Below are 23,347 nucleotides of genomic sequence, written 5' to 3'. Positions count from 1 at the left end.
TATGCAGATAATCTTATAAAGCACCTCACTCTCTGTCATTTTCGGGGCAAGCCCGAGGGTGACGGAGAAAGGTGCGGTATGGTTGAATGGAGGAGGCTCAGCGAAGCTGCAGAGCCTCCTCCATTCAATCCCTCAAATCACTTCCGGGGCGGGAGCACTGGCAGGGGCTCTGCACGGCCTACCACAAAGGCATAGGTGAATGCGCCAACAAGTGCCATGCACGCTGCCATGGCGAACGAAGGTGTATAGTTGCCCTTGAAGTGATCCAGCAGTGCGCCGAACAGGAACGGGCTGATGATACCGGCAATGTTCGATGCAAAATTCTGGATACCGCCGATAGAAGCCACATGATGCGAGCTTGGTGCAACGTCGGCGGGCAATGACCAGATGGCAGTCGCCGCAACCGCAAGACTGCTGTAGGAAATCGCCAGAAAGATCAGCGCCATATAGAGCGACGAGACCAGCGCCGCCGGAAGAATGGCCGCGCCGCCGAACAGGCCGCCAACCATGACGATCTTTCGCACCGTCGTCACATCCGCGCCGCCGCGAATGGCGCGGTCGGCCCAAGCTCCGGCACCCCATGCTGCAATGACGGCGGTCAGACCCGGGATCATGCCGAATGTGCCGAGTTCGGCAAGGTTCAGGCCGCGGGCATTCTTCAGATAATCCGGAAACCAGGTGAGGAAGAAGTAGATGACGAAGTTCAGGCAGAAGAAGCCGATCATCATGCCCCAGATGGTGCGGTAACGGAAAAGATCACGCCAGCGGATTTTGACCGCATCGGCATTGTCGGTCTCGTCGGTACGCCCGCCATTGTCGGTGATGTACTGGCGCTCGAGATCGTTTGCGCCAGTGTGCTCGGCCGGATCACGGTACATTCTGTACCAGAAGAACGCCCAGACAAGGCCGAGTGCGCCAAGGATTGCAAAGGAATAATGCCATGTGGTCAGAGCGATGATGCCGGTAACGATCGGCAGGGCCAGGACGGTTCCGACGCGTGAACCGGAATCGATCACCGCGGTGGCAAATGCGCGCTCGCTTTTCGGGAACCAGCGCGAGGCGGCTTTGGTGGCGCTCGGATAGGCCGGCGCTTCACCGGCACCCAGCGCAAAACGCACGCCGAAGAACCCCCAAAAACTGGTGGCAAGCGGTGTGAGTGCCGTGAAGATCGACCACCAGACGGCGGCAATGGTGAAGGAACGGCGCGAGCCGACCTTGTCGGTGAACCAGCCGGCAATCAGCATCATGCCATCATAGGCCCAGAAGAAGGCGCCGAAGATCAGGCCTTTTTCCGCATTGGTCAGCTGCAGGTTCAGTTCGGCATCGATATAGGGCAGCGCCACGCTCATATTGGCGCGGTCGAGATAATTCATGGTTATACCGAGAAAGCACATCGCCAGAATGACGTAGCGGACCTTGCTGGCCCCGGCCGGAGCTTTCTGGGGCGGGTGGGCAGCTTTGGTTGCTGAGGACATTGTTTGAAACTCCCTTTGCTGCTTTGGTTCGCGGCACCATAAGATATTTGCAGCGGTCTGTCCTATTGGCCAAATCCGCCGTGCACCGGCAAGTAGTAATTGCAAGACCATTGTGCGTGGTTCGACAAGCTCACCATGAGGGAGAGCGGCGCTGTAAAGCCAACCGGAAATGTTGCAGAGTATAGCTTCCCTGCAATCCTCCCTCTTCCTCACGGTGAGCTTGTCGAACCACGCACAATGGTCTTGCAGGCGCTTTCAACACGAAGAGTGCCCCATGTGAAATAGGGCACCTCCAACAGATTTACCCCTGCACAACGTCCTGACGTTGCTCGCCGAGCCCCTCGATGCCGAGTGTCATCACATCCCCGGCTTTCAGGAATATATTTGGCTTCTGGCCAAGGCCGACACCGGGCGGTGTGCCGGTGGAAATGATGTCACCCGGATGCAGGCTCATGAACTGCGACAGATATGAGACCAGATATTTGACGCCGTAGACCATCGTTTCGGTGGAACCGTTCTGGTAGCGGTGGCCATTGACCTCAAGCCACATTTTCAGCTTCTGCGGATCGGCGATCTCATCCTTGGTCACCAGCCACGGACCGGTCGGGCCAAACGTGTCGCTGCTCTTGCCCTTAGTCCACTGCCCCTGCCGCTCGGCTTGAAAAGCGCGTTCCGACACGTCATTGATCAGGCAATAACCGGCAACGTGATCAAGTGCTTCGTCCTCGCTGACATATTTGGCGTGCTTGCCGATAACCACACCCAGTTCAACTTCCCAGTCGGTCTTGAGCGAGGTGCGCGGAATTTCCACATTGTCGTTGGGGCCAACAATTGCCGAGGTTGCCTTCATGAAAATGATCGGCTCCGGCGGCACAGTCGCACCGGTTTCCGCCGCATGGTCGGAATAATTGAGACCGATACAGATGAACTTGCCTGTTCCCGCGACGCAAGCGCCGTAACGGTCCACAGTGACTTCCGGCAGTGTCGCCGGATCAATGGCAGCGAGCTTCTTCAATCCTGCCGGCGAAATCGCCTCACCGGCGATATCCTTGACGTGAGCAGAGAGATCGCGAACCTTGCCATCCTTGTCGACAAGGCCCGGCTTTTCCTGACCGGCAGGACCGTAACGCACGAGTTTCATGGGGTAACCTTTCTGATTGGGAGGTGGTCAATAGGTGGCGCGGCCACCGGAAATGTCGAAAACGGCGCCTGTTGTGAATGAACATTCCTCGCTGGCAATCCAGCTGATCAGAGATGCCAGTTCATCGACAGTACCAAAGCGCTGCATGGGTATTTTCGACAGCATATAGTCGATAAATTCGGGTTTGAGCTGCTGAAGGATCGGTGTATCGACCGTGGCCGGAGTAATCGCATTGACGGTGATCCCGTCATGCACCAGTTCCTTGCCCAGCGATTTCGTCAGTCCGATCACCGCCGCCTTCGATGCGCTGTAGGCCGAGGCATTCGGATTGCCCTCTTTGCCGGCGATGGAGGCGACATTGACGATGCGGCCATAGCCGTTCTTCTGCATGAACGGCACAACGAAACGGTTGCAATAGAACAGGCCGTTGACGTTGATGTCGAACACCCGCTTCCACTGATCGATCGGATAATCGGCCACCTTGGCGTTCGGACCGGTAATCCCGGCCGAGCAGATCAGAATATCGATTTTGCCGGAACTGGCCGCCGTATCCCGCGCTGCCTTTTCCACCTGCGCCGGATCGGAAACATCGAGCGCCAGTCCGTGCGTGTCATTGCCGAGCTTGCTTCTCGCCTCTTCGATCCGTGCCGCATCGACGTCCCACAGGCTGACCGTGCCGCCTTCCGACACGATCCGCTCTGCAGTCCTGTAACCTATGCCGGATGCGCCACCTGTAATAACCGCGTGCCGTCCTTCATAGCGTCTGATGGTGTTCGCCATGGTTCCTCCCGAGCGTATTCGGTTCTAGTGGTTGTCGCGGGGCAATCCCTTGGTCTGAGCGATGCGCTGGTACTTGACCGCCGGCTTCAGCACCATGCCCTGCGCCAGCTGGTCGACCATGCCACGCTGTATTTCCTGCCATGGCGTCTGGCTGGCCGGATATTTGTAGCCGCCTGCCGCCAGCAGGTCTTCGCGGCGCTTCTGCAGTTCCTCGTCATCGATGAGGATATTGGCCGTGCCCTTGTTGAGATCGATACGCAGATGATCACCGGAGCGCACCAGCGCCAGACCGCCATTGACCGCGGCTTCAGGCGAGGCATTGAGGATCGAGGGTGAGCCCGATGTGCCAGACTGGCGGCCATCGCCAAGACAAGGCAGTGCGTGGATGCCCTGCTTCAGCAAATAGCCCGGAGGTTGCATGTTCACGACTTCCGCCGCACCGGGGTAACCGATCGGGCCAGTACCGCGCATGATCAGGATGCTGTTGGCATCAAGGCCGAGCGCCGGATCGTCGATGCGTGCATGGTAATCCTCCGGTCCCTCGAACACTTCAGCAATGCCTTCGAATGCTTCCGGATCATTCGGGTCCGACAGATAGCGGTTACGGAACTCTTCGGAAATCACGCTTGTTTTCATGATGGCGCTGTCGAAAAGATTACCCCGGAGATTGATGAACCCGGCTTTCTTCTTCAGCGGGGTGTCATAGGGGCGGATGACATCGGTGTTGAGGTTTTCAACGTTCTCGCAATTGACGCCGATGCTCTTCCCGTTGACCGTGAGCGCTGCCGGATGCGGCAGTCGTTTGGCTTTCAGAAGTTCAGCCACAACAGCAGGTACGCCGCCCGCGCGATGATAGTCCTCGCCGAGATATTCACCCGCAGGCTGCAGATTGACAAGCAAAGGGACGTCATGGCCGATAGCCTGCCAGTCATCATTGTCGAGCGCGATGTCGAGATGGCGGGCAATCGCGTTCAGGTGGATTGGCGCATTGGTCGAGCCGCCGATGGCCGAGTTGATGACGATGGCATTCTCGAAGGCTTCGCGCGTCATGATATCGGAGGGTTTCAGGTCCTCGCGCACCATCTCTACAATGCGCTTGCCGGTATCATAGGAGATCTGCCCGCGTTCACGGTAAGGCGCGGGGATGGCTGCGCCGCCCGGCAGTTCCATGCCAAGAGCTTCCGCCAGCGAGTTCATCGTCGTAGCCGTACCCATGGTGTTGCAATAGCCGACCGAAGGTGCCGATGAGGCAACGATATCCATAAACTCGTCATAGTTGATCTCGCCCGAGGTCAGCTTTTCGCGCGACTTCCACACGATGGTACCGGAACCGGTGCGCTCGCCGCGATGCCAGCCGTTCAGCATCGGTCCGACAGACAGTGCGATAGCGGGAATATTGACGGTCGCTGCGCCCATCAGCATCGCCGGTGTGGTCTTGTCGCAGCCGATGGTCAGCACCACACCGTCGAGCGGATAGCCGAACAGAACTTCAACCAGACCGAGATAGGCAAGGTTACGGTCAAGTGCCGCACCGGGGCGCTTGCCGGTTTCCTGGATCGGGTGCACCGGAAACTCGAACGGAATACCGCCGGCTGCGATGATACCGTCGCGGACGCGTTTCGCCAATTCGATGTGGTGGCGGTTGCAGGGGGAAAGGTCCGAACCAGTCTGGGCGATGCCGATGATCGGCTTGCCAGACTGCAATTCCTCGCGGGTCAGGCCGTAATTGAGATAGCGCTCGAGATAAAGCGCTGTCATCCCCGGATTGTCAGGATTGTCGAACCATTCCTGTGAGCGAAGCTTCTTCGGGGTCTTGTGGGTCGTCATGAAAATAAACTCCTGAGTGGGGCTCTCCCCCAAGCTACTCTTTGACCGCTCCGGTCATCGAGGATACGTAATAATCGACAAAGAATGAGTAGAGGATCACGACAGGCAGCGAGCCAAACAAGGCTCCGGCCATCAGCGATCCCCACTCGAAAACGTCTCCTCGCACCAGCTCCGTCAGGACACCGACCGGGACAGTCTTGTTCTCCGAGGACTGGATGAAGGTCAGCGCATAGATGAACTCATTCCACGACAAAGTGAAGGCAAAAATACCCGCAGAGATCAGCCCCGGCACTGCCAGCGGCAATATGACCCTGATGAGGATTTGCCAGCGGGAGGCGCCGTCCACCAGTGCACTTTCTTCCAGTTCGAACGGGATCGAACGGAAGTAACCCATGAGCAGCCACGTGCAGAACGGAATGAGGAAAGTCGGGTAGGTGAAGATCAGTGCGAGTTTGCTGTCATAGATGCCGAACTTGAAGACGATGACTGCCAGCGGAATGAACAGGATGGAGGGCGGCACGAGGTAGGCGAGGAAGATCAGAAGTCCGACAGACCGCGAACCCTTGAAGCGGATGCGTTCAATGGCGTAGGCGGCAAAGACCGAGGCCGCGAGGGACAACACCGTTGCGCAGACCGATACAACCAGCGTGTTCCACAACCAGCCGGGATAGGAGGTCTCGAACAGCAGATATTTGATATGGTCCAGTGTCGGGCCCACCACCCAGAATGGGCTGTAATTGTTATAGTCCGTCAGCTGCGAGTTCGGTTTGACCGCCGTGATCGCCATCCAGTAGAACGGGAACAGCAAGACAATGATGAAGACGGCCAGCGGCAGGTAGAGCACGACGATGCGCCGCGGTAGCCGGTTGAGATAGCTCATACCCTGTGCGTCGTCGGTAAGTGTGGCGGTGTTGGTCTGTTCGGAAATGCTCATGGTCGTTCTCTCCCTCAATCCTGTCCGCCCTGTTGCCATTTCCGGCGCTGAAGACCGAAAAATGAGAACAGGATGGAGGCAAGAAGGAACGGGATCATGGCGACAGCAATCGCTGCCCCTTCGCCGAGTTGTCCGCCGGGAATACCCCGCTGGAATGAAAGCGTTGCCATCAGGTGGGTCGCATTAACAGGTCCACCCTTGGTCAGCACGTAGATCAGCTGGAAATCGGTGAATGTGAAAAGCACTGAGAAAGTCATCACCACGGCGATAATGGGGGTGAGCATCGGCAGGGTGATGAAGCGGAAGCGCTGCCATCCGGTTGCACCATCCAGCGAGGCTGCTTCGTGCAGCGATTGCGGAATGGTCTGCAGGCCAGCAAGCAGCGAGATCGCCACAAAGGGGATACCGCGCCAGACATTGGCGGCGATCACCGAAAAGCGTGCATTGTTGGGGTCGCCAAGGAAATTGATGGGTGTGTCGATGATGCCGAGCTTGATCAGCGACCAGGACAGAATGGAAAACTGCGCATCGTAAATCCACCAGAAGGCCAGCGCCGACAGCACGGTCGGGACAACCCAAGGCAGGAGGATGATGGCGCGGAAGAAAGATTTGAACGGCAGGTTTTCATTGAGGATCAGTGCGAGCCAAAGGCCGAGACCAAATTTCAGAACCGAGGCAATGAAGGTGTAAAGCACCGTGTTGTACACCGTCATCCAGAACACGGAATCGTTGGCAAGCGCTATGTAATTGTCGAGACCGATGAAGATGCCGTCACGGCCGATCTTGGCATCGGTGAACCCGAGCCAGACACCAAGGCCCAGCGGGTAGGTCAGAAAGCACAACAGAAAGACCGCAGCCGGCAGCAGAAACATGAAACCCAGAAACGTATTGTTCCGGGTCAGCGCGCCGAGGGCTGAAGGTGGTTTGGTTGTTATTGCTGTCATTGGGAATACCCCCCTCTGCCCTGTCGGGCATCTCCCCTACAAGGGGGGAGATCAGCCTTCATGACTGCCTTCGCACAATTTGCAATGTTGAAAATAGCGCGAAATCTCTGATGCCGATGTGATCTCCCCCCTTGTGGGGGAGATGTCCGACAGGACAGAGGGGGGTGAAGAGTGTCTCCACCTTCACGCCATCCCATGTTCAAACTGCTTCCCATCCTGCCGGTCTCCGCTCTAGACGTTGTAGTAACGGTTGGCGCGTTTCTCGGCCTGGGCGATAGCGTCTTCCGGCGTCATCTGTCCCGTCACGGCGGTGGCGTACATGTCCACCAGCACATAGTCGGCCATCACACCAGCCGATGCGGTTCCAAGCGGTCCGGCATAGCCGTTCGGCCGCAGGCTTCCCGAGGCTTTGGCATAGGCCTCATGGATGGGATTGGATTTCCATACGGGATTGGCTGCGTATTCCTTCAGAGGCTGGCAGCAATAGGCACTGGCGCCTTCGATCCAAGCGTTCATGTTGTCTGCCTGATACATGAACTGCAGATAGGCCTTGGCTGCTTCCGGGAATTTCGTGTGCTTGAAAATCGACAGGGTCGATGCCTGATGCAGTTCAACGGATTGACCGATGGGCCCGATAGGCAGGTTGACCGAGCGCATATCTTCGGCGATCGCTGCCATTGATGCGTCCTTCTTGGCGGCGTAATAAACCGACACACCATTGGCGGTCAGCGAGACCTGGCCGGCGAGGAATGCGCGGTTGTTGTTGACGTCCTGCCAGCTTTCGGTGCCGGGGATGAAGGTCTTGTAGAGTTCCTGCGCATACTTCACCGAAGCGAGCGTTTCGGGGCTGTTGATGACGACCTTGCCGCTCTCGTCGACCATCTTGCCGCCATGGCTCCAGAGCAGCCAATGGGCATAATTGTTGCCGTCACCCACGGCCTTGCCGTGTGGAAAACCAGCCGGTGTGCCCTTGGCGTGCAATGCTTTGCACAGTTCCAGAAAGCCCGCGGTATCCTTTGGGAATTCCTGGAAGCCAGCCGCTTTCATGTGGCTGTCGCGATAGACAATAGCATTGCCGATGGCGCAGAGCGGCAGTGCGATGAACTTGCCGTCACGCTTGGCATAACCTTCAAGACCGGGATACCAGCCGCCATGGGCACCGCCAAGATAGGTGCCGAGCTCGGTCACGTCGAGAAGCTTGTCCGGATATTGCTGGGGATCATCGAACCAGCTCATGACCATATCCGGTCCCGAGCCGACATTGGCGGCAACCGCGGCCTTCGGGCGTACGTCCTCCCAGCTTTCCTTGTCGATGCGCACTTCAACGCCGGTGGCGTCGGTGAATTTCTTGGTGTTGGCAAGCCACGCCGCTTCTTCCGCAGGCACGAATGGCACCCAGCGCAACAGGCGCAGCTTTGCACCAGCCTCTGGTTTGTACGTTGGTGCGGCCTGGGCAAAGGCAGGGGTAAGGCCGAACCGGTTCAATCCAGCTGCGGCCACGAGCCCGGCAGAAGCGCCGAGAAGATGTCGTCTGTTGATGGTCATGAATGCTCCTCCTTGGGGTTTCGCATGTCCGGAACGTCTCCCGCTTCCGGCTCATGCTTTCGGGGGCTTTCTATCAGGCACATGTTCCCCGACTGGCAGGTGCCGTTTGGTCATACCTAGACGAGCCGCTTGCCGCTCTCCGCGTCAAAGAGATACGTCGCTTCGGCGTGTATCGACAGGCCGACAGTTTCGCCCGGACGGGCATTGATGCGCTGGTGGAACACACCTGTTATATCGTCACCGCCAATACGCATGATCATCTGCGTTTCCGATCCGGTGGGCTCGATCACCACGACGCTGGCCGGAATGCCGCCATCGGCAATCGTCATGTGCTCCGGCCGCAGGCCATAGATCAGCGCGCGGCCCCTAGCGCTTTCCGGGGCTTTTGCCACCGGCAGCACAACACCCTTTTCAGTTACGAATTTGAGTGCATCGTTTGGATCAAGTCTGCCCTTGAGCATGTTCATGGCGGGCGAGCCGATAAAGCTGGCCACGAACAGGTTGGCGGGTTGATCATAAAGTTCGAGCGGCGCCCCGATCTGTTCGACGATGCCGTCATGCATGACGACGATCTTGTCGGCCATGGTCATGGCTTCGATCTGGTCGTGCGTCACGTAGACGGTGGTCGTTTTCAACCGCTGGTGCAGTTCCTTGATTTCCGCCCGCATGGCCACGCGCAATTTTGCGTCGAGATTGGAAAGTGGTTCATCAAACAGGAACACCTGTGGATCGCGAACAATGGCACGACCCATCGCAACGCGCTGACGCTGGCCTCCAGACAATTGCCGGGGGAAACGGTCAAGCAGATGCGTAAGGCCAAGAATTTCTGCTGCGGGTTTTACCCGCTTGTCGATCTCGGCTCGGGATGCGCCTTTCAGTGTCAGGGAAAATGCCATGTTGTCGGCAACAGTCATGTGCGGATAGAGCGCATAATTCTGGAACACCATGGCGATGTCGCGCTCTTTTGGAGCGAGACCATTGACCACCTGTCCTCCGATGCGGATTTCTCCGGCAGAGATATTCTCAAGTCCGGCCAGCATGCGCAGCAGCGTAGACTTTCCGCAGCCCGATGGGCCAACCAGAATGACGAACTCGCCATCGGCGATCTCGATATCAACCCCCTTGATAACCGGATGCGTCCCGAATGATTTTCTTACGTTGGCGAATTCGACTGATGCCATGCCTGTTCCTCCCGAATTATGTCAAACGGTGCTTCTCCCAAAACACCGTGCGAAAATACTATCCCCGCCCGACCAATGGCATTTTCGTTGCCATGACCGTCAGCGACAGCACATTGGCCTCCAGCGGCAGACCGGCCATATAGACAACGGCATCGCCGATATAGTGTGCCGGTATCGTCGGCTCGCTCGCGGTTTCACCATTGGCCTGCAGCACACCGCCTGCCATCTTTGATGTCATCTCCGTGGTGGCGTTGCCGATATCAATCTGGCCGCAGGCAATATCGAAAGGCCGCCCGTCCAGTGCAGTCGACTTGGTCAAACCTGTGATGGCATGCTTCGTTGCCGTATAAGGTGCTGAATTCGGACGCGGCGTAGTCGCGGAAATCGAGCCATTGTTGATGATACGGCCGCCGCGCGGCGTCTGCGCTTTCATCAGCTTCAGCGCCTGCTGCGTGCAGAGAAATGCGCCCGTCAGGTTGGCGCCGAGAATGGCGTTCCATTGTTCGAACGTCACCTCTTCCATGGCGACATTGGGCACATTGATACCCGCATTGTTGATCAGCAGATCCAGCCGCCCATACTGTGCCTTGATACCTTCAAAGAGTGCTGCAACGGATCTGGGGTCGCTGACATCGGCTGCAATGGATGTGACGGTTCCCTTGGTTTCGGCAGTCAGAGTTTTCGCTGCTTCGTCAAGCACATCCTTGCGCCGCCCGGTGATGACAACGGACCAGCCGACACCAAGCAACGCCGTGGAAATCGCCTTGCCGACGCCCGTGCCGCCGCCGGTCACCAGTGCAATCTTGCCTTTGCCCGAATCCTGATAATTGGTCATAGTTTTCCGCCCAGTTCGTCTTCGATATGCGCCTTGATGATGTCGTCAAAAACGGTCTCCGCCTTGAATCCGAGCGAGGCCGCCCGCCGCGTGTCAAAATCCGTCGCCCAACCCGCAACGATTTTCTGGATGGTCGGATCGGGCTCACGCCGGATCAGCTTGACTGCCTTGTCACCGGCAACACGTTTCAGAGCGGCAATTTCTTCGCCAACGAGGGCTGAAAGGCCTGGCATCGACAGGTTGCGGCGGGGCCCGACCTTTTCCAGATCCAGCGTTGCCGCATGCACGAAGAAACCCACTGCCGAGCGCGGGCTGGCGAACCAATGCCGCACATTCTCGTCCACCGGCAGGATGGCTTCCTGTCCCACCAGGGGCTCACGCAGGATATTGGAGAAGAAACCCGACGCAGCCTTGTTCGGTTTGCCGGGTCGAATGCAGATGGTTGGCAAACGAATGCCGATTCCGTCGAAAAAACCGCGTCGGCTATAGTCGGACAGAAGCAGTTCGGAGATTGCTTTCTGTGTGCCATAGCTGGTGAGCGGCGTGGTGAAGAACTCATCGCCGATCTTGTCGGGAAAAGGCGTGCCGAAGACGGCAATCGACGAGGCAAAAACCACGCGTGGACGGTAAGGCGACTTTGCGCTCTCCAGACGGATGGCTTCAAACAGGAACCGCGTCCCGTCGAGATTGACCTTGTAACCTTTTTCGAAATCCGCTTCGGCTTCACCCGAGACAATGGCTGCGAGATGGAAGATCAGGTCCGGGCGGCTGGCAATCAGTTTTTCCGCCATGCCGGGATCGGAAAGGTCGGCCGCTTTGGAGGTTGAAACACGCGCCAGCGCCGCCGGTGCTGCTGGTTCAATCACGTCGACGAGCGTCAGCTTGTCAATATTGCCACCAAGAATGCCGTCCTGCGCAGCGATCCTGTCCAGCAATTTCCGGCCCACCATTCCGGCTGCGCCAATGACCAGTACATGCATATGCAATCAACCTCTTTTGTCATGCGGGCAATACGCCCGTTTTTCATTCAAACGACGTGCGCGGCGGCGAGGGGAAAGATGTGAGGTTCACGGTGATACAGTGCAGAAAAGGCCATGCTTAAACCCGTCGAGCCGAGGCCGATCACTGCAATACCTGCCTTTGAACTCAAGAACCGATCCTCCCAGAACGTCTCATTCTGCCGGCCCTTGGCGGGCCTTATGACAGCGCTAACACAAAGTTATGCACACTCACTAGCATTCATCAAGTGATTTATGGTAGCGCTATCATTATTCTGCTCAATCCCATCGGGATCATGCTATGCCACGCAAACGCAACGCACATCGAAACGCCGATACGCCAACACTGGCCGACGTGGCGCGTCTCGCTGGTGTGAGCGATATCACCGCTTCGCGGGTTGTCCGGAGCAAGGGGCCGATTGCCGATGCGACGCGTGCCAGGGTTCTGGCTGCCATCGCCGAGCTTGGCTATATTCCCAATCGAGCGGCTGGAAGTCTTGCCTCGTCAGGCTCCACGCTGATGAGCGTTCTGCTGCCTTCACTGTCGAACATCGTCTTTCCCGATGTATTGCGTGGGATTCACACCGCTCTGACCGAGACGGCATTTCAGCCTGTTATCGGGGTCACGGATTATGACCCTTTGATCGAAGAACGTATTCTCCTGTCCTTTCTGGCATGGCAACCTGCGGCGGTGATTCTGGCGGGATTGCACCATACCCCTACTGCCCGGCGTCATCTGGAGCATGGGCGCTTTCGCGTTGCAGAACTCATGGATATCGATGGAGATCCTGTCGACATCGCTGTGGGCATGTCGCACTGGCAGGCCGGATACGATACTGGCAGACATCTGGTGCAGCGCGGTTACCGCCGTTTCGGCTATGCCGGCCACAGCATTGCCAGCGATGACCGCGCGCGCGCCCGTTATGATGGCCTGCGCGCAGCGCTGAAGGAGGCCGGTCTGCTATTGATCGCCGAAGAGCGTGTGCAGGGGCCAAGCTCGACCATAGCCGGCCGCCATCTGCTTGAGGCGATCCTCCGGAAGGCACCCGGTCTCGATGTCGTCGTGTTTCCCAATGATGACATGGCAATGGGCGGTATCTTCCATTGCATACATGCAGGTATCACACCGAAGGAACAACTGGGCATTTTCGGTTTCAACGGCCTTGATATCGGTCAGGCCATGCCGCTGCCCCTGTCGACGATTCTTTCCAAACGTTTTCTGATCGGTAAGACTGCCGCTGAAAAACTTCTGGAAAGCCGGGAACGTCCAGCTGAAAAGACCATCATCAATACCGGCTATGACATCATAGTAGGAGCAACAGCATGACCACGATCCTGTCCGAGCAGACCAAATTGCGTGACGAGATCGTTTCTGTCGGTGCCTCCTTGTTCAATCGCGGCCTTACGTTTGGATCAACCGGCAATATCAGCGCCCGGCTTTCAAACGGCGAGCTGTTGATGACGCCGACAAATGTGTCACTGGGAACGCTTGATCCGGGGCGGCTCTCCCGTTTCACGGCGGAAGGTGTTCACGTGGATGGTGATAAACCGACAAAGGAAGCCTTTCTGCACCGTTGCATGTATTGCGAGCAGGCGCAGGCCAATGCTGTGGTGCACCTCCATTCGACCCATTCCGTCGCGGTGAGCATCCTTGCGGATGTTAATCCGCAGGACGTATTGCCGCCGCTGACCGCCTATTACGTTATGCGCGTCGGTGCTTTACCTCTCGTTCCCTATTATCCGCCTGGTGACGAGGCCCTGGCGCTTGCTGTCAGCGAGAAAGCCAGGACGCATCATGCCGTGCTCCTTGCCAATCATGGGCCCGTGGTGGCGGGCAAAACATTGCACGAAGCGCAGTATGCGGTCGAAGAGCTGGAAGAGACGGCCAAGCTCTTTCTGCTGCTGCATGGTCGTACGATACGGCCGCTCACAGCGGAGCAGGCTGCCGCGCTCAAAAGGATTTGATCGGTTTCAAGGATTGCAATCCGAGGCCGCCAACGGCCAGAATCACGCAGGCTATGCCTATGATCTGGTTCTGGTTGACGGATTCTTTGAGAAAGATAACGGCGAATACCACGGCAGAGACTGGCGCCATGGCGGTAAAGAGCGAGGCTTCGGCACCGCTGACCCGTGCGGAACCGGCATACCAGAGCAGAAAGCCGCCAACCGTGGGAACAATCGCGTAATAGATCACTGCCCAGAACGAGCCAATGGTCATGCCGCCGGTCCATGGCATTTCGACGAGTGCCGGTATGAAGGAGACCGCCAGTCCAAGACCTGTCATCAGGGTTGACAGTGCAAGTGGTGGAATAGGTGTTTTGAGCCTCTTGTTGAGCAGGATGAACAGACCTTCACAGGCAACGGCCGCAAAGATCAGGGCATTTCCTGTCAAGGAATGCGTACCGGTTTCTCCCGGCCGGAACGCGATAGCGATGACGCCGGATGTAGCCAGTACAATGGCGACAAGGGTGAAGCGATGTGGCCGTTCACCCAGAAGGAGAATCGCAATGGCGGCCGATACGACGGGCAGGGTCCCGATAATGACACCGGCATCCGTTGCCGATGTCAGTTTCAGCCCGGATATAAGAAGCGTGGTGTAGCCAACACTGCCCGCGCCGGCCTGCAACACAAGAAGCATCCATGCGGACCGGTCAAGCTTCGGCCATTTGGTTCGCGTCAGCCGCATGAGCACCAGAAATATCGGGAAGGCGACAGCAAAACGCAGGGCAGTTGCGGTAAAGGGCGGCAAACCCGCCGCGATGATCTTGCTGGCAATCACGGTACTCCCGACAAGCACCATGGCAAGCGCGAGAAAACCATAACCTTGAATCTGTTTTGACATGCGCAATCCTTTCATCCCGGGAAGGCGCACAACATCCGATCACGCGGGCGCCGTCTTGAACAAAATTGCAGGATGCGAAGAGGCGTTCAGTTCACAACACCGGCGTAGGCGCCGGGCGATATCCCATATTTGCGCACGAAGGTTCGCGTCATGTGGCTCTGGTCGGCAAAACCGCTGGCGGCGGCAGCCTCGGCAAGGGGCAATCCCGATGCAATCATGCGGCGGGCGAGATCAATCCGTCGTTGTACCAGATAGGCATGCGGCGTCATGCCTGTGGCGCGGCTGAAGGCACGCACAACCTGAAAGCGGCTTAAACCGCTCTCTCTTGCCAAATCGTCCAACGTCACGGCATGCGCTGGCTGGTCGTCGATCAGATCGCGGGCACGGCGAATGGCTCGCGGTATTGCCGGAAAAGGGAGTGAACTGCCCGGTTCGCCAAATACGCCAGCCAATACTGTCAACAGCAGTTCTTCTCCACGGAGATCAGATGCGATGCCATTTTCGCGGGTCATTGCAGTGAAAAGCCGATCAAACTGATAGGCCAGCCGTGCATCGCGAATCACCGGTTGCGGAAATTCATCTGGTGTTTCACCGCTGTCCCGCAGGTCCGTAGTCATCGCGCCAACAACGATCGGATCGAAATAAAGCATTCTCCACGAGCGTTCAGCTCCACCGATCGGCGCGCCGTCGTGGACTTCACCGGGGCTGACGGTGATGACGTCGCCGGAGCCAGCCTCCACCATTCCCCGTCCGCTGAGGGATTTTTGCGCGCCCTGATCGATGACGCCAATGCCGTATTGTGTGTGGGTGTGCCGTGGAAAGCTGTGTTTTGTTTTTGCTTCGACGGCTTCGACGCCTGCAACGCCACACCGGAACATCATGAATTGGCGGTTTTCCATCGCGGTATATCTACCATCGGATTTGCTTGGTCACAAACGGAGATGATCGGCGATAGCCAAACGAAGCGCATTGGATTTGGTTGGGTACTCTAGCAAAACCATCTTTGCGATGGAAATCGTCCGGAAATGGTGGTGTCATCGGGTACGACTGAGACAGATTCTTGACCTCATTGAAAGAAGTAAGCCCGTGGTGAAGCAGAAGAGTGTGATTGTGGTCGGCGCTGGAATTATTGGCGCATCCGTTGCCTGGCATCTGGCAAGGCAAGGCGCCGCCGTAACGGTTGTTGCTGAAAAAAACGATGGGGTCGCGACGCCTGCTTCCTTTGCCTGGATCAATGCCAGCTGGGGTAATCCGGAATTCTATTTCCGCTTCCGCCGCTACGCCATGGAGGGTTGGAAGCGTCTGGCAAATGAGCTGCCGGGTATTGGCGTCAACTGGTGCGGCAGCATTGGCTGGGATCTGTCAGAGAGTGAGTTCGATGCCTATGCCACGCAATACGGAGGCTGGGGCTACGGTATCAGGCGTATCAAGCGGGATGAGATTGAGTTGCGGGAACCCCACCTTGCCCATTACCCTGAATTTGCCCTGCATGTGGCGGAAGAAGGGGTGGTGGAACCTGTTGCGGCTGCCCAACGGATGCTGGCGGGCGCCCAGTGGCGCGGCGCGCGATTGCTGTACGGGGCGACGGCCTCGATGCTTCTTCAGGAAGGTGGCCGCGTAACCGGTGTAGCCACGACGTTTGGCACATTCAAGGCCGATCACGTGGTGCTCGCGGCGGGAGCCGGGGCGGTCGCTCTGGCCGAAACGGCCGGTGTAAAGCTCTCCATCGAAACGCCGCCCGGGCTGATTGTTCATTCAAAACCCACTGAAAAGCGGCTGAATGGCCTCGTTCTCGCATCTGAGCTGCATATGCGCCAGACCGCAGAAGGTCGGATCATCGCCGGTGCCGACTTTGGCGGAAGTGATCCCGGCGCTAATCAACAGGCGGTGGCGGACACGCTCTTTGCCAAGCTGAAGACGACGTTGAAAGACGTGGACGATCTGGCTCTCGATTTTTTCACGGTTGGCTACCGGCCAACACCCAAAGATGGATTTCCAATCATTGGCAAAGCTGAAAACCATGAGGGCCTTTCCATCGCGGTCATGCACTCCGGTGTGACGCTTGCCCCTGCCGTTGGCCTGCTCCTGTCGAAGGAAATCCTGTCAGACAGGCCCGAGGAAAAGCTTGCGCCGTTCCGGCTTTCCCGGTTTGGCGGGTGAACGGGAAGAATTTCGGGGAAAGCTGATCGCGCGATATGGCGTACGCAACTTTGCAAGACTGCTCAGGACGCCTGCACCATCCGCCGTTCCAGCGCGTCGATCTCGCTATCAGAAAACACCTCGATATTGTGTGCCCGCAGGAGAGCGGCGGTCACGCCCGTTCCCGGATGTTTCTTGCCGGTAAAACTGCCGTCATAGATGAAGCCGCTGCCGCAGGAAGGACTTCCGTCGATGAGCAGGGCGAAACGGCAGCCGTGGGCTCTGGCCAGTGCAAGCGCGTTCTCTGCTCCAGCAAGGAAAAGATCCGTCACATCACTGCCATTGATGTCGATGACACGGGCCGTTCCGGACAAAACGCTCTCTCCGGCTTTTCCTTCACCAATCTCTGAGGGCGGACGCGGAATACTGAAGCCTGCCGATACTTCCGGACATGTCGCGACAACGCGACCTTCGGCTTGCCATTGCGCCAGCAGCGGATGTGCAAGGGTTTTGGCGGAACCGTTGTAGCGCACGGGTCGGCCAAGCAGACAGGCACTGACAAGGATTTTGGCTGTCATTGCCGCACCTTTCCTCGAAAAGAAACCATGAGCGCCGTTGATACGCCAGCCTCATTTGAGCGGCAAGCCCGGCAGTGTGGCAGGGCTCAATGCATGATCATCCCGCCATCCACCGCATATTGGCTGCCGGTTACGAAGGACGCATCGTCGGACAGCAGGAACAGTCCGACTGCCGCCGCCTCTTCGGGCGTGCCGATGCGCGCCAATGGCAGCTGGCCGACGATCGCAGCTTCGAACTGTCTGCGGATATCCTCGGCCAGAAAATTGCGCAGATTGGTCTCGATGGGGCCGGGAACCAGCACATTGACGCGGATCTGCCGCTCTCCCAACGCCGCCGCCCACGAGCGCGCCAGCGAGAGCATGGCACCCTTGGTGGCAGAGTAGACGCTGGCGAAAGCCAGCCGTTCATAGGCGGCGGTTGAACCTGTCAGCAGCACCGAAGCACCGGGATTGAGGTGGCTGGACAAGGCCGCCATCTGCAGGATCGGGCCACGCACATTGGCATTCATCATGCGGTCAAAGAAGCTGGCATCCATCTCGTCGATTGTGCCGATAGCCGCATAACCAGCGTTGAGCCAAATTCCGTCGAGTTTGCCCGCCTGCGCAACCTTTTCTGCGAGTTCCTTGGCCGTGGCGGGATCGCCCGCATCGTTGCGAAAAACCAGAGATACCGGTAAAGCCTGACGCGTCTCATCGAGATGCTGCTGGCTGAAACCAGTAATGATCACCTCGCCGCCTTCTGCCGCGATACGCTTTGCACCAGCCAGCCCGATACCGCTGGTGCCACCGGTGATCAGAATGCGTTTTCCTGTAAATCGGCCCATGCTCTGCCCTTCCATGCTCTGCACAAATCATCAGATTGTACATTTGCACTTCGCAATGATGGGTAGAATGCTTTAGTATCTGCAGAGCTTATTTAGGGAATTGGGTATAATGCGCGGAAGTGAGCATGCTGAATTGCGCGCCTTCGCGGCGATTGTCGAGCACGGCAGCTTCGCACGTGCCGCCGCGCATCTCGGCGTTTCTGCATCAGCTCTCAGCCAGACGATCCGGAACATGGAGGAGCGTCTGGGTATCCGTCTGTTGCATCGGACGACACGCAGCGTTCGACCAAGCGAGGCAGGTGAAAAGTTCTTGACCCGCCTGCTGCCCGCATTGACGGCGCTCGACGTGGCTGTTGCGGAACTAGTCGCGGCCAGGGATGTGCCGTCAGGGACTTTGCGGATCAATTCCCTGCGGCTGGCAGCCATCCATTATCTTGGGCCACTCATCGGGCCATTCCTTGCCGCATACCCCGATATTACCATGGACATCGTTGTCGATGAGCGGCTGGTCGATATCGTGGCGGAGGGTTTTGATGCGGGCGTCCGCCTTGGCGAAAAACTGGAGATGGACATGGTCGCGGTCAAGCTTAGCGGTGATCTCGAGATGATGGTCGTTGCAACGCCAGATTATCTCCAGCGGTTCGGTACCCCTTTGACTCCACGCGATCTTCTGCAGCACCGCTGCCTCAACTATCGCTGGCCAACCGATGGCAGTCTGTATCGCTGGGAGTTCGAGCGGGACGGCGGGCAACTGCAGATCGCCGTTAATGGCCCGCTTATGGTGAATGAGCCGGGCATGATGCCCCGTATTGTCGCCGACGGTGCAGGCATCGCCTATCTCTTTGCCCATGATATCAAGGACATGGTTGCCAGCGGTCAACTGGTCCAGCTGTTACCGGAGTGGACACCAACCTTTCCCGGATTTTATCTCTATTATCCAAGCCGCCGGCAGATGGCGCCAGCATTGCGGGCATTTCTGGATTTCATTGCTGCAAATGGCTCTATGGCCCGACCTGTCACATCTGCAGTTTGATGAGTCCGGCGCCTGTGGGCTCGAAGCCGCAGGCTCGATAGAACCCGGTCAGGCTAGGTTCGAAATCGACATGGAGCCAGTGGGCGCCGCGATCACGCGCAAGATCTGCCGCTTCCTTGACCAATTGTGTGGCAATGCCTCGCCTGCGGAATTTGGGATGAACGCTGGTATCCAGCAGGAACGCGTGTATGCCTCCATCCCAGGCCACGTTGACAAAGCCGATCAGTCTTTGGCCGTCATAGGCACCCGCATGCGCCAGGCTGCGCGCCAGAATGCCCGAGAAATCCTTACAGACGAAATCATCCCATGCCCATTCCCATAGGGCGTTCATCTCATCATTCGATGGGAAGGGATCGATGCGGAATGTAACACTCAAGTTCAGATCCTTCCGATGGATCAGGCAACCTCGCAGGCAATAGGGAATATTTCAAGATCAGCGTCCTTGCCGGACACGAGGCGTCTATCAATCACCTGATACCATCTTCGTTTTCCGGAACCAATACAGCCTGCACACGTTTGTCTGCAGGCTTCGACGGCAATTTTGAAGAGCCGGGCCGCAATGAAACAAGGATACATTATGAAAAAACTGATCTTGATGGCTGCTGCCGTTTCTATGGCTTTTGGTGCAACTGCAATTGCCGCGCCTCCTCATCACAAGACCAAACAGCAGGCCCATGCCGCGACCGGCCCCAAGACGCGTCTCGGGACTCTGTCATGCGCGGTTGATGGCGGCGTTGGAATGCTCATTGGCTCAAGCAAGGCCGTCCAGTGCAAGTTCATGCGCACCAACGGATCTGTTGAAAAATATGCCGGACGGATAGGCAAGCTGGGTATTGATATCGGCATTACCAAAAAATCCTACCTGCAGTGGATTGTTTATACAGCTGCCGGGAACAGGACGGGCGACGGTGCGCTTGCAGGCAGTTATGCCGGTGTAACGGCCGGTGCTTCAGTCGGTATTGGCCTTGGTGCCAATGCCCTTATTGGCGGAACATCGAAGAATTTCGGCCTGCAGCCCTTCAGCGCCGAAGCGACGCAGGGCCTCAATGTGGCTGCCGGTGCTACACAGCTGACGCTGCGTGCCGCCCGCTAAATAATTTGTATCCAGCCGCCGGTTTCCGGCGGCTGGATACTTGCTGTCTATCGGATAAACGGGATCAGTGCGCGAACACGCGGGTCGCGCAGATAAAGCCCGCCCCAGATGAGCAATCCGAGATAAACACCGAACAGAAGATGGCTGAAAACTGGGCTGCCGATGCGCAAATGTGTGGCAACCGCGCCGCCAAGATAACCCGTGAGCAGAATAGCGCCGAGGATCGACGTCTGCGGGATAACATACAGCACGGTGCAGATCAGCAGCAGCACGCCCAGGCCGCGCGCCATACCCAGTGTGGCGGGATAGCCCAATTCGGCAAGTGATTGGGTTACCACGTCCAGTGGTACCAGCTTGATGCCGAAGTCAAAAATCAGAAACAGCACAACAAGGCCGCTAAAAACACGCCCTGTCCAGAGTGCCTTGTTTGAGATTGTTGTCATCTGCCCGGTCATTGCCATTATCATATCCTCCGAAGACTCCGCACCCTTTGTGCCCGAAGATTGTCCCTAGGACGATTGGAAAATCAGAATGCCGACAGCGGGCATGGAATATTTTTGGGAGCCTCGTCTCGCGCGCACAAGGTCATTAAATAAGCCAGCTTCGTTTTTTCCCTGATTGACATAATCCCATTTTCGTTTTCGTATAGCCCGCAGAAAAACGAAAATGAAAGTCAGTCTCATGTTCCTGCCGCCCAGACACGCCGAAATTCTGGAAATGGCCAAGGAGCACGGTCGCGTTCTCGTGGATGATCTGGCCATACATTTCAACGTCACGCCGCAGACCATACGCAAGGATCTGAATGATCTGTGCGACCAGAGGCTGTTGAGCCGTATCCATGGCGGCGCATTGTTTCCTTCTGGCATCCAGAATCTGGAATATGAAGCGCGCCGCCTGATTGCTGCGAATGAAAAGGAAGCCATCGGCCGCGCCGCCGCCGCGCTTATCCCTGATAATGCCTCGCTTTTCGTCAATATCGGCACAACAACGGAGGCTGTCGGACATGCCTTGCTGGATCGCAAGGGATTGATGGTTATTACAAATAACATCAATGTTGCCAATAGGTTGCGCATCTATCCCGATATCGAGGTGGTTATTGCAGGCGGTGTGGTGCGTGGCTCCGATGGCGGTATTGTCGGCGAAGCGGCGGTCGATTTCATTCGGCAATTCAAGGTGGATTTTGCTGTCATAGGCACGTCGGCTATCGATCATGACGGTGCTTTGCTCGACTTCGATTTCCGCGAGGTAAAAGTGGCGCAGGCCATCATGGCCAATGCCCGCCATGTAATCCTGGTTTCCGACTCCACCAAATTCGAACGGACTGCGCCGGTGCGTATCGGTCACCTGTCACAGGTTAACACCTTCATTACCGATCGATGCGAAAGCGAAGCCATCCGCGCTATTTGTGCGGAAGCCGATGTCAGGCTCATCGAAACCTCGGTCTGATCCCCCTCTTGTGTCATACGATGATGCGCGTTATAGTTCCTTTTAGTTTCGTATTGCTTTCGTAATTGATCCATATATCTTTCGCAAATGCGAAGGAATGGTGCGTTGCGAAATGGGGAGCATGGGCATTGGCAGCGGACAAGATCTACGACGTCTTCGTGATCGGCGGCGGCATCAATGGATGCGGCATCGCACGGGATGCGGTTGGCCGCGGCTATTCTGTATTTCTCGCTGAAATGAACGATCTTGCCAGCGGCACATCGTCCGGTTCCACCAAGCTGATTCATGGCGGTCTGCGCTATCTCGAATATTATGAGTTCCGGCTGGTGCGTGAATCGCTGATGGAGCGCGAAGTGCTTTGGGCTGCGGCTCCGCATATCATCTGGCCGATGCGTTTTGTCCTGCCGCACCACGCGGGGCTTCGGCCGGCCTGGCTGCTCCGCCTTGGTCTGTTCCTTTACGATCACATCGGCGGCCGCAAGAAGTTGCCAGCGACCCGCACGCTCGACATGACGCGTGATCCGGCTGCCAAGCCGTTGAAGTCGCTCTATACAAAAGCCTTTGAATATTCTGATTGCTGGGTCAACGATGCGCGTTTCGTGGCATTGAATGCCCGCGATGCAGCTGATCGCGGTGCCGTCATTCGCACGCGTTCGAAAGTGACAAGCGCGCACCGTGATGTGGATGGCTGGACGCTCACTGTTCAGGACATGATGACAGGCGCGGTCGAAGAGGTGCGTGCACGTCTCGTGGTCAATGCAGCGGGGCCTTGGGTCGACGAAGTTTTGACCGGGGTTGTCGGTGTCAATGACGCCCACAATGTGCGCCTTGTTCAGGGCAGCCACATCGTTGTCCGGAAAAAGTTCGATGATCCGCGTGCCTATTTCTTCCAGAATACCGATGGTCGTATCATTTTCGCCATTCCATACGAGCAGGATTTCACGCTGATCGGCACGACCGATCAGGATTATCACGGCAATCCGGCCGAGGTGAAAATCACCGACGCCGAAATCGATTATCTCTGTGCTGCCGCCAGCGAATATTTCGTCGAACCCGTGAAGCGTGAGGATGTCGTCTGGACCTATTCCGGCGTTCGCCCGCTTTACGATGACGGCGCATCGAAGGCGCAGGAAGCCACGCGCGACTACGTCTTGAAGACCGATGCGCCGAATGGTCAGGCACCGCTCCTCAATATTTTTGGCGGCAAGATCACGACATATCGCCGTCTGTCCGAGCACATGCTGGAGAAGATCGAGGAGCAGCTGGGCAAGAAGGGCAAACCCTGGACCGCCACAGGCACACTGCCGGGCGGTGATTTTGCGGCAACGGCTTTCGATGCTGAATTGCAGAAGCTGAAGACGGATTATCCGTTCCTGGATGCGCGCCATGCCCATAGGCTTTTCCGGCTTTATGGCACCAGGACGCGCATTCTTCTGGGTAAAGCCACCTCATTGGCCGATCTAGGGCAGCATTTCGGCTCGGACCTTTACGAGGCCGAAGTCCGCTACCAGATCGAGAACGAATGGGCGGTCAGTGCACAGGACGTGCTGTGGCGCCGGACGAAAAAAGGATTGCATCTTTCTACCGATGAAGCAGCTGCACTTGACCGTTTCATGGACGGTGCAGTTGACCGGCGGCGGAAGGTAGCGGCTGAATAGACATTGTACCGCTGAGGCGGTGTGATGTCGTGATTGGGAAGGGCGGGACAAAGAGGCTGGAGGCCTGCTGTCCC

General features: G+C 57.3%; 23 protein-coding genes. 7 read left to right on the top strand and 16 right to left on the bottom strand.

Translation table 11 applies throughout. The features are described from left to right. Positions 1–137: 137 nt before the first annotated feature. The 10 genes from FHW16_RS06655 to denD all read right to left on the bottom strand — a co-directional run bounded on the left by FHW16_RS06655 (position 138) and on the right by denD (position 11,642). Positions 138–1,475 carry an MFS transporter gene (locus tag FHW16_RS06655; protein ID WP_182548312.1) on the bottom strand — a complete coding sequence of 446 codons (1,338 nt, stop codon included), beginning with the start codon at positions 1,473–1,475 and terminating at the stop codon, positions 138–140. A 301-nt stretch (positions 1,476–1,776) separates the two neighbouring features. Beyond that, a complete protein-coding gene (locus FHW16_RS06650) occupies positions 1,777–2,616 on the bottom strand; it encodes a fumarylacetoacetate hydrolase family protein (RefSeq protein WP_182548311.1) in 840 nt (279 codons plus the stop codon). A 27-nt stretch (positions 2,617–2,643) separates the two neighbouring features. Further along, complete coding sequence (locus tag FHW16_RS06645) at positions 2,644–3,396, bottom strand: SDR family NAD(P)-dependent oxidoreductase (RefSeq protein WP_182548310.1); 753 nt, start codon at positions 3,394–3,396, stop codon at positions 2,644–2,646. Between the two features lie 24 nt (positions 3,397–3,420). After that, complete coding sequence (locus FHW16_RS06640; protein ID WP_182548309.1) at positions 3,421–5,223, bottom strand: IlvD/Edd family dehydratase; 1,803 nt, start codon at positions 5,221–5,223, stop codon at positions 3,421–3,423. A 34-nt stretch (positions 5,224–5,257) separates the two neighbouring features. Further along, positions 5,258–6,157, bottom strand: coding sequence for a carbohydrate ABC transporter permease (locus FHW16_RS06635; protein WP_182548308.1), 900 nt, complete (start codon positions 6,155–6,157; stop codon positions 5,258–5,260). Positions 6,158–6,171: 14 nt separating this feature from the next. Beyond that, positions 6,172–7,101, bottom strand: a complete 930-nt coding sequence (locus FHW16_RS06630; protein ID WP_182548307.1) for a carbohydrate ABC transporter permease — start codon at positions 7,099–7,101, stop codon at positions 6,172–6,174. Positions 7,102–7,332: 231 nt separating this feature from the next. Further along, positions 7,333–8,646, bottom strand: a complete 1,314-nt coding sequence (locus FHW16_RS06625; protein WP_182548306.1) for an ABC transporter substrate-binding protein — start codon at positions 8,644–8,646, stop codon at positions 7,333–7,335. A gap of 116 nt (positions 8,647–8,762) precedes the next feature. After that, positions 8,763–9,827 (bottom strand): ABC transporter ATP-binding protein, encoded by a 1,065-nt coding sequence (locus tag FHW16_RS06620; RefSeq protein WP_182548305.1) that lies wholly within the window; start codon positions 9,825–9,827, stop codon positions 8,763–8,765. A 58-nt stretch (positions 9,828–9,885) separates the two neighbouring features. After that, positions 9,886–10,662: an SDR family oxidoreductase gene (locus FHW16_RS06615; RefSeq protein WP_182548304.1), complete on the bottom strand. Its 777-nt coding sequence runs from the start codon at positions 10,660–10,662 to the stop codon at positions 9,886–9,888. Further along, on the bottom strand, positions 10,659–11,642 hold the full coding sequence (gene denD, locus FHW16_RS06610; protein ID WP_182548303.1) for a D-erythronate dehydrogenase: 984 nt from the start codon (positions 11,640–11,642) through the stop codon (positions 10,659–10,661). The genes FHW16_RS06615 and denD overlap by 4 nt, the downstream gene beginning before the upstream one ends. A gap of 319 nt (positions 11,643–11,961) precedes the next feature. Here denD and FHW16_RS06605 point away from each other — a divergent pair, with 319 nt between their 5' ends. Both FHW16_RS06605 and otnC read left to right on the top strand, forming a co-directional pair. Continuing rightward, positions 11,962–12,987 carry a LacI family DNA-binding transcriptional regulator gene (locus FHW16_RS06605; protein ID WP_182548302.1) on the top strand — a complete coding sequence of 342 codons (1,026 nt, stop codon included), beginning with the start codon at positions 11,962–11,964 and terminating at the stop codon, positions 12,985–12,987. Beyond that, positions 12,984–13,625, top strand: coding sequence for a 3-oxo-tetronate 4-phosphate decarboxylase (otnC, locus tag FHW16_RS06600; protein WP_182548301.1), 642 nt, complete (start codon positions 12,984–12,986; stop codon positions 13,623–13,625). Before FHW16_RS06605 ends, otnC begins: the two co-directional genes overlap by 4 nt. On the opposite strand, the gene FHW16_RS06595 is transcribed toward otnC, so the two are convergent. Then, the gene (locus FHW16_RS06595; protein WP_182548300.1) at positions 13,612–14,502 is read right to left on the bottom strand and encodes a DMT family transporter; all 891 of its coding nucleotides are present in this window, start codon (positions 14,500–14,502) and stop codon (positions 13,612–13,614) included. The genes otnC and FHW16_RS06595 overlap by 14 nt on opposite strands. Positions 14,503–14,588: 86 nt before the next feature. Next, the gene (locus FHW16_RS06590) at positions 14,589–15,401 is read right to left on the bottom strand and encodes an AraC family transcriptional regulator (RefSeq protein ID WP_182548299.1); all 813 of its coding nucleotides are present in this window, start codon (positions 15,399–15,401) and stop codon (positions 14,589–14,591) included. Positions 15,402–15,588: 187 nt separating this feature from the next. Between FHW16_RS06590 and FHW16_RS06585 the strand changes: the two genes are divergently transcribed. Continuing rightward, positions 15,589–16,662 carry an FAD-dependent oxidoreductase gene (locus tag FHW16_RS06585; RefSeq protein ID WP_182548298.1) on the top strand — a complete coding sequence of 358 codons (1,074 nt, stop codon included), beginning with the start codon at positions 15,589–15,591 and terminating at the stop codon, positions 16,660–16,662. A gap of 62 nt (positions 16,663–16,724) precedes the next feature. Here FHW16_RS06585 and FHW16_RS06580 read toward each other — a convergent pair whose 3' ends face one another. Next, complete coding sequence (locus FHW16_RS06580) at positions 16,725–17,219, bottom strand: DUF523 domain-containing protein (RefSeq protein WP_182548297.1); 495 nt, start codon at positions 17,217–17,219, stop codon at positions 16,725–16,727. A gap of 86 nt (positions 17,220–17,305) precedes the next feature. Next, the gene (locus FHW16_RS06575) at positions 17,306–18,043 is read right to left on the bottom strand and encodes an SDR family oxidoreductase (protein ID WP_182548296.1); all 738 of its coding nucleotides are present in this window, start codon (positions 18,041–18,043) and stop codon (positions 17,306–17,308) included. A gap of 109 nt (positions 18,044–18,152) precedes the next feature. Between FHW16_RS06575 and FHW16_RS06570 the strand changes: the two genes are divergently transcribed. After that, entirely contained in the window at positions 18,153–19,076 is a 924-nt protein-coding gene (locus FHW16_RS06570) for a LysR family transcriptional regulator (RefSeq protein ID WP_182548295.1), read from the top strand. Here FHW16_RS06570 and FHW16_RS06565 read toward each other — a convergent pair. Next, positions 19,060–19,407 carry a GNAT family N-acetyltransferase gene (locus FHW16_RS06565; protein ID WP_182548954.1) on the bottom strand — a complete coding sequence of 116 codons (348 nt, stop codon included), beginning with the start codon at positions 19,405–19,407 and terminating at the stop codon, positions 19,060–19,062. The genes FHW16_RS06570 and FHW16_RS06565 overlap by 17 nt on opposite strands. Positions 19,408–19,653: 246 nt before the next feature. On the opposite strand from FHW16_RS06565, the gene FHW16_RS06560 reads away from it, so the two are divergent. Continuing rightward, positions 19,654–20,169 (top strand): DUF992 domain-containing protein, encoded by a 516-nt coding sequence (locus FHW16_RS06560; RefSeq protein WP_182548294.1) that lies wholly within the window; start codon positions 19,654–19,656, stop codon positions 20,167–20,169. A 47-nt stretch (positions 20,170–20,216) separates the two neighbouring features. On the opposite strand, the gene FHW16_RS06555 is transcribed toward FHW16_RS06560, so the two are convergent. Then, on the bottom strand, positions 20,217–20,630 hold the full coding sequence (locus FHW16_RS06555) for a DoxX family protein (RefSeq protein ID WP_432651995.1): 414 nt from the start codon (positions 20,628–20,630) through the stop codon (positions 20,217–20,219). A gap of 220 nt (positions 20,631–20,850) precedes the next feature. Between FHW16_RS06555 and FHW16_RS06550 the strand changes: the two genes are divergently transcribed. Both FHW16_RS06550 and glpD read left to right on the top strand, forming a co-directional pair. Then, positions 20,851–21,615: a DeoR/GlpR family DNA-binding transcription regulator gene (locus FHW16_RS06550; RefSeq protein ID WP_182548952.1), complete on the top strand. Its 765-nt coding sequence runs from the start codon at positions 20,851–20,853 to the stop codon at positions 21,613–21,615. Positions 21,616–21,743: 128 nt separating this feature from the next. After that, complete coding sequence (gene glpD / locus FHW16_RS06545) at positions 21,744–23,273, top strand: glycerol-3-phosphate dehydrogenase (RefSeq protein ID WP_182548293.1); 1,530 nt, start codon at positions 21,744–21,746, stop codon at positions 23,271–23,273. The last annotated feature ends 74 nt before the right edge of the window (positions 23,274–23,347 follow it).

It is taken from the genome of Phyllobacterium myrsinacearum (assembly GCF_014138285.1).
Lineage (GTDB): Bacteria > Pseudomonadota > Alphaproteobacteria > Rhizobiales > Rhizobiaceae > Phyllobacterium > Phyllobacterium myrsinacearum_A.
Note: the sequence above shows the minus strand (reverse complement) of the source record. Positions and strands in the feature narration are given on the sequence as shown.

Bases quoted from the DNA above. Each gene is read 5' to 3' on its own strand.
- FHW16_RS06655 (WP_182548312.1), bottom strand. From the start codon at position 1,475: ATGTCCTCAGCAACCAAAGCTGCCCACCCGCCCCAGAAAGCTCCGGCC.
- FHW16_RS06650 (WP_182548311.1), bottom strand. From the start codon at position 2,616: ATGAAACTCGTGCGTTACGGTCCTGCCGGTCAGGAAAAGCCGGGCCTT.
- FHW16_RS06645 (WP_182548310.1), bottom strand. From the start codon at position 3,396: ATGGCGAACACCATCAGACGCTATGAAGGACGGCACGCGGTTATTACA.
- FHW16_RS06640 (WP_182548309.1), bottom strand. From the start codon at position 5,223: ATGACGACCCACAAGACCCCGAAGAAGCTTCGCTCACAGGAATGGTTC.
- FHW16_RS06635 (WP_182548308.1), bottom strand. From the start codon at position 6,157: ATGAGCATTTCCGAACAGACCAACACCGCCACACTTACCGACGACGCA.
- FHW16_RS06630 (WP_182548307.1), bottom strand. From the start codon at position 7,101: ATGACAGCAATAACAACCAAACCACCTTCAGCCCTCGGCGCGCTGACC.
- FHW16_RS06625 (WP_182548306.1), bottom strand. From the start codon at position 8,646: ATGACCATCAACAGACGACATCTTCTCGGCGCTTCTGCCGGGCTCGTG.
- FHW16_RS06620 (WP_182548305.1), bottom strand. From the start codon at position 9,827: ATGGCATCAGTCGAATTCGCCAACGTAAGAAAATCATTCGGGACGCAT.
- FHW16_RS06615 (WP_182548304.1), bottom strand. From the start codon at position 10,662: ATGACCAATTATCAGGATTCGGGCAAAGGCAAGATTGCACTGGTGACC.
- denD (WP_182548303.1), bottom strand. From the start codon at position 11,642: ATGCATGTACTGGTCATTGGCGCAGCCGGAATGGTGGGCCGGAAATTG.
- FHW16_RS06605 (WP_182548302.1), top strand. From the start codon at position 11,962: ATGCCACGCAAACGCAACGCACATCGAAACGCCGATACGCCAACACTG.
- otnC (WP_182548301.1), top strand. From the start codon at position 12,984: ATGACCACGATCCTGTCCGAGCAGACCAAATTGCGTGACGAGATCGTT.
- FHW16_RS06595 (WP_182548300.1), bottom strand. From the start codon at position 14,502: ATGTCAAAACAGATTCAAGGTTATGGTTTTCTCGCGCTTGCCATGGTG.
- FHW16_RS06590 (WP_182548299.1), bottom strand. From the start codon at position 15,401: ATGGAAAACCGCCAATTCATGATGTTCCGGTGTGGCGTTGCAGGCGTC.
- FHW16_RS06580 (WP_182548297.1), bottom strand. From the start codon at position 17,219: ATGACAGCCAAAATCCTTGTCAGTGCCTGTCTGCTTGGCCGACCCGTG.
- FHW16_RS06575 (WP_182548296.1), bottom strand. From the start codon at position 18,043: ATGGGCCGATTTACAGGAAAACGCATTCTGATCACCGGTGGCACCAGC.
- FHW16_RS06570 (WP_182548295.1), top strand. From the start codon at position 18,153: ATGCGCGGAAGTGAGCATGCTGAATTGCGCGCCTTCGCGGCGATTGTC.
- FHW16_RS06565 (WP_182548954.1), bottom strand. From the start codon at position 19,407: ATGAACGCCCTATGGGAATGGGCATGGGATGATTTCGTCTGTAAGGAT.
- FHW16_RS06560 (WP_182548294.1), top strand. From the start codon at position 19,654: ATGAAAAAACTGATCTTGATGGCTGCTGCCGTTTCTATGGCTTTTGGT.
- FHW16_RS06555 (WP_432651995.1), bottom strand. From the start codon at position 20,630: ATGGCAATGACCGGGCAGATGACAACAATCTCAAACAAGGCACTCTGG.
- FHW16_RS06550 (WP_182548952.1), top strand. From the start codon at position 20,851: ATGTTCCTGCCGCCCAGACACGCCGAAATTCTGGAAATGGCCAAGGAG.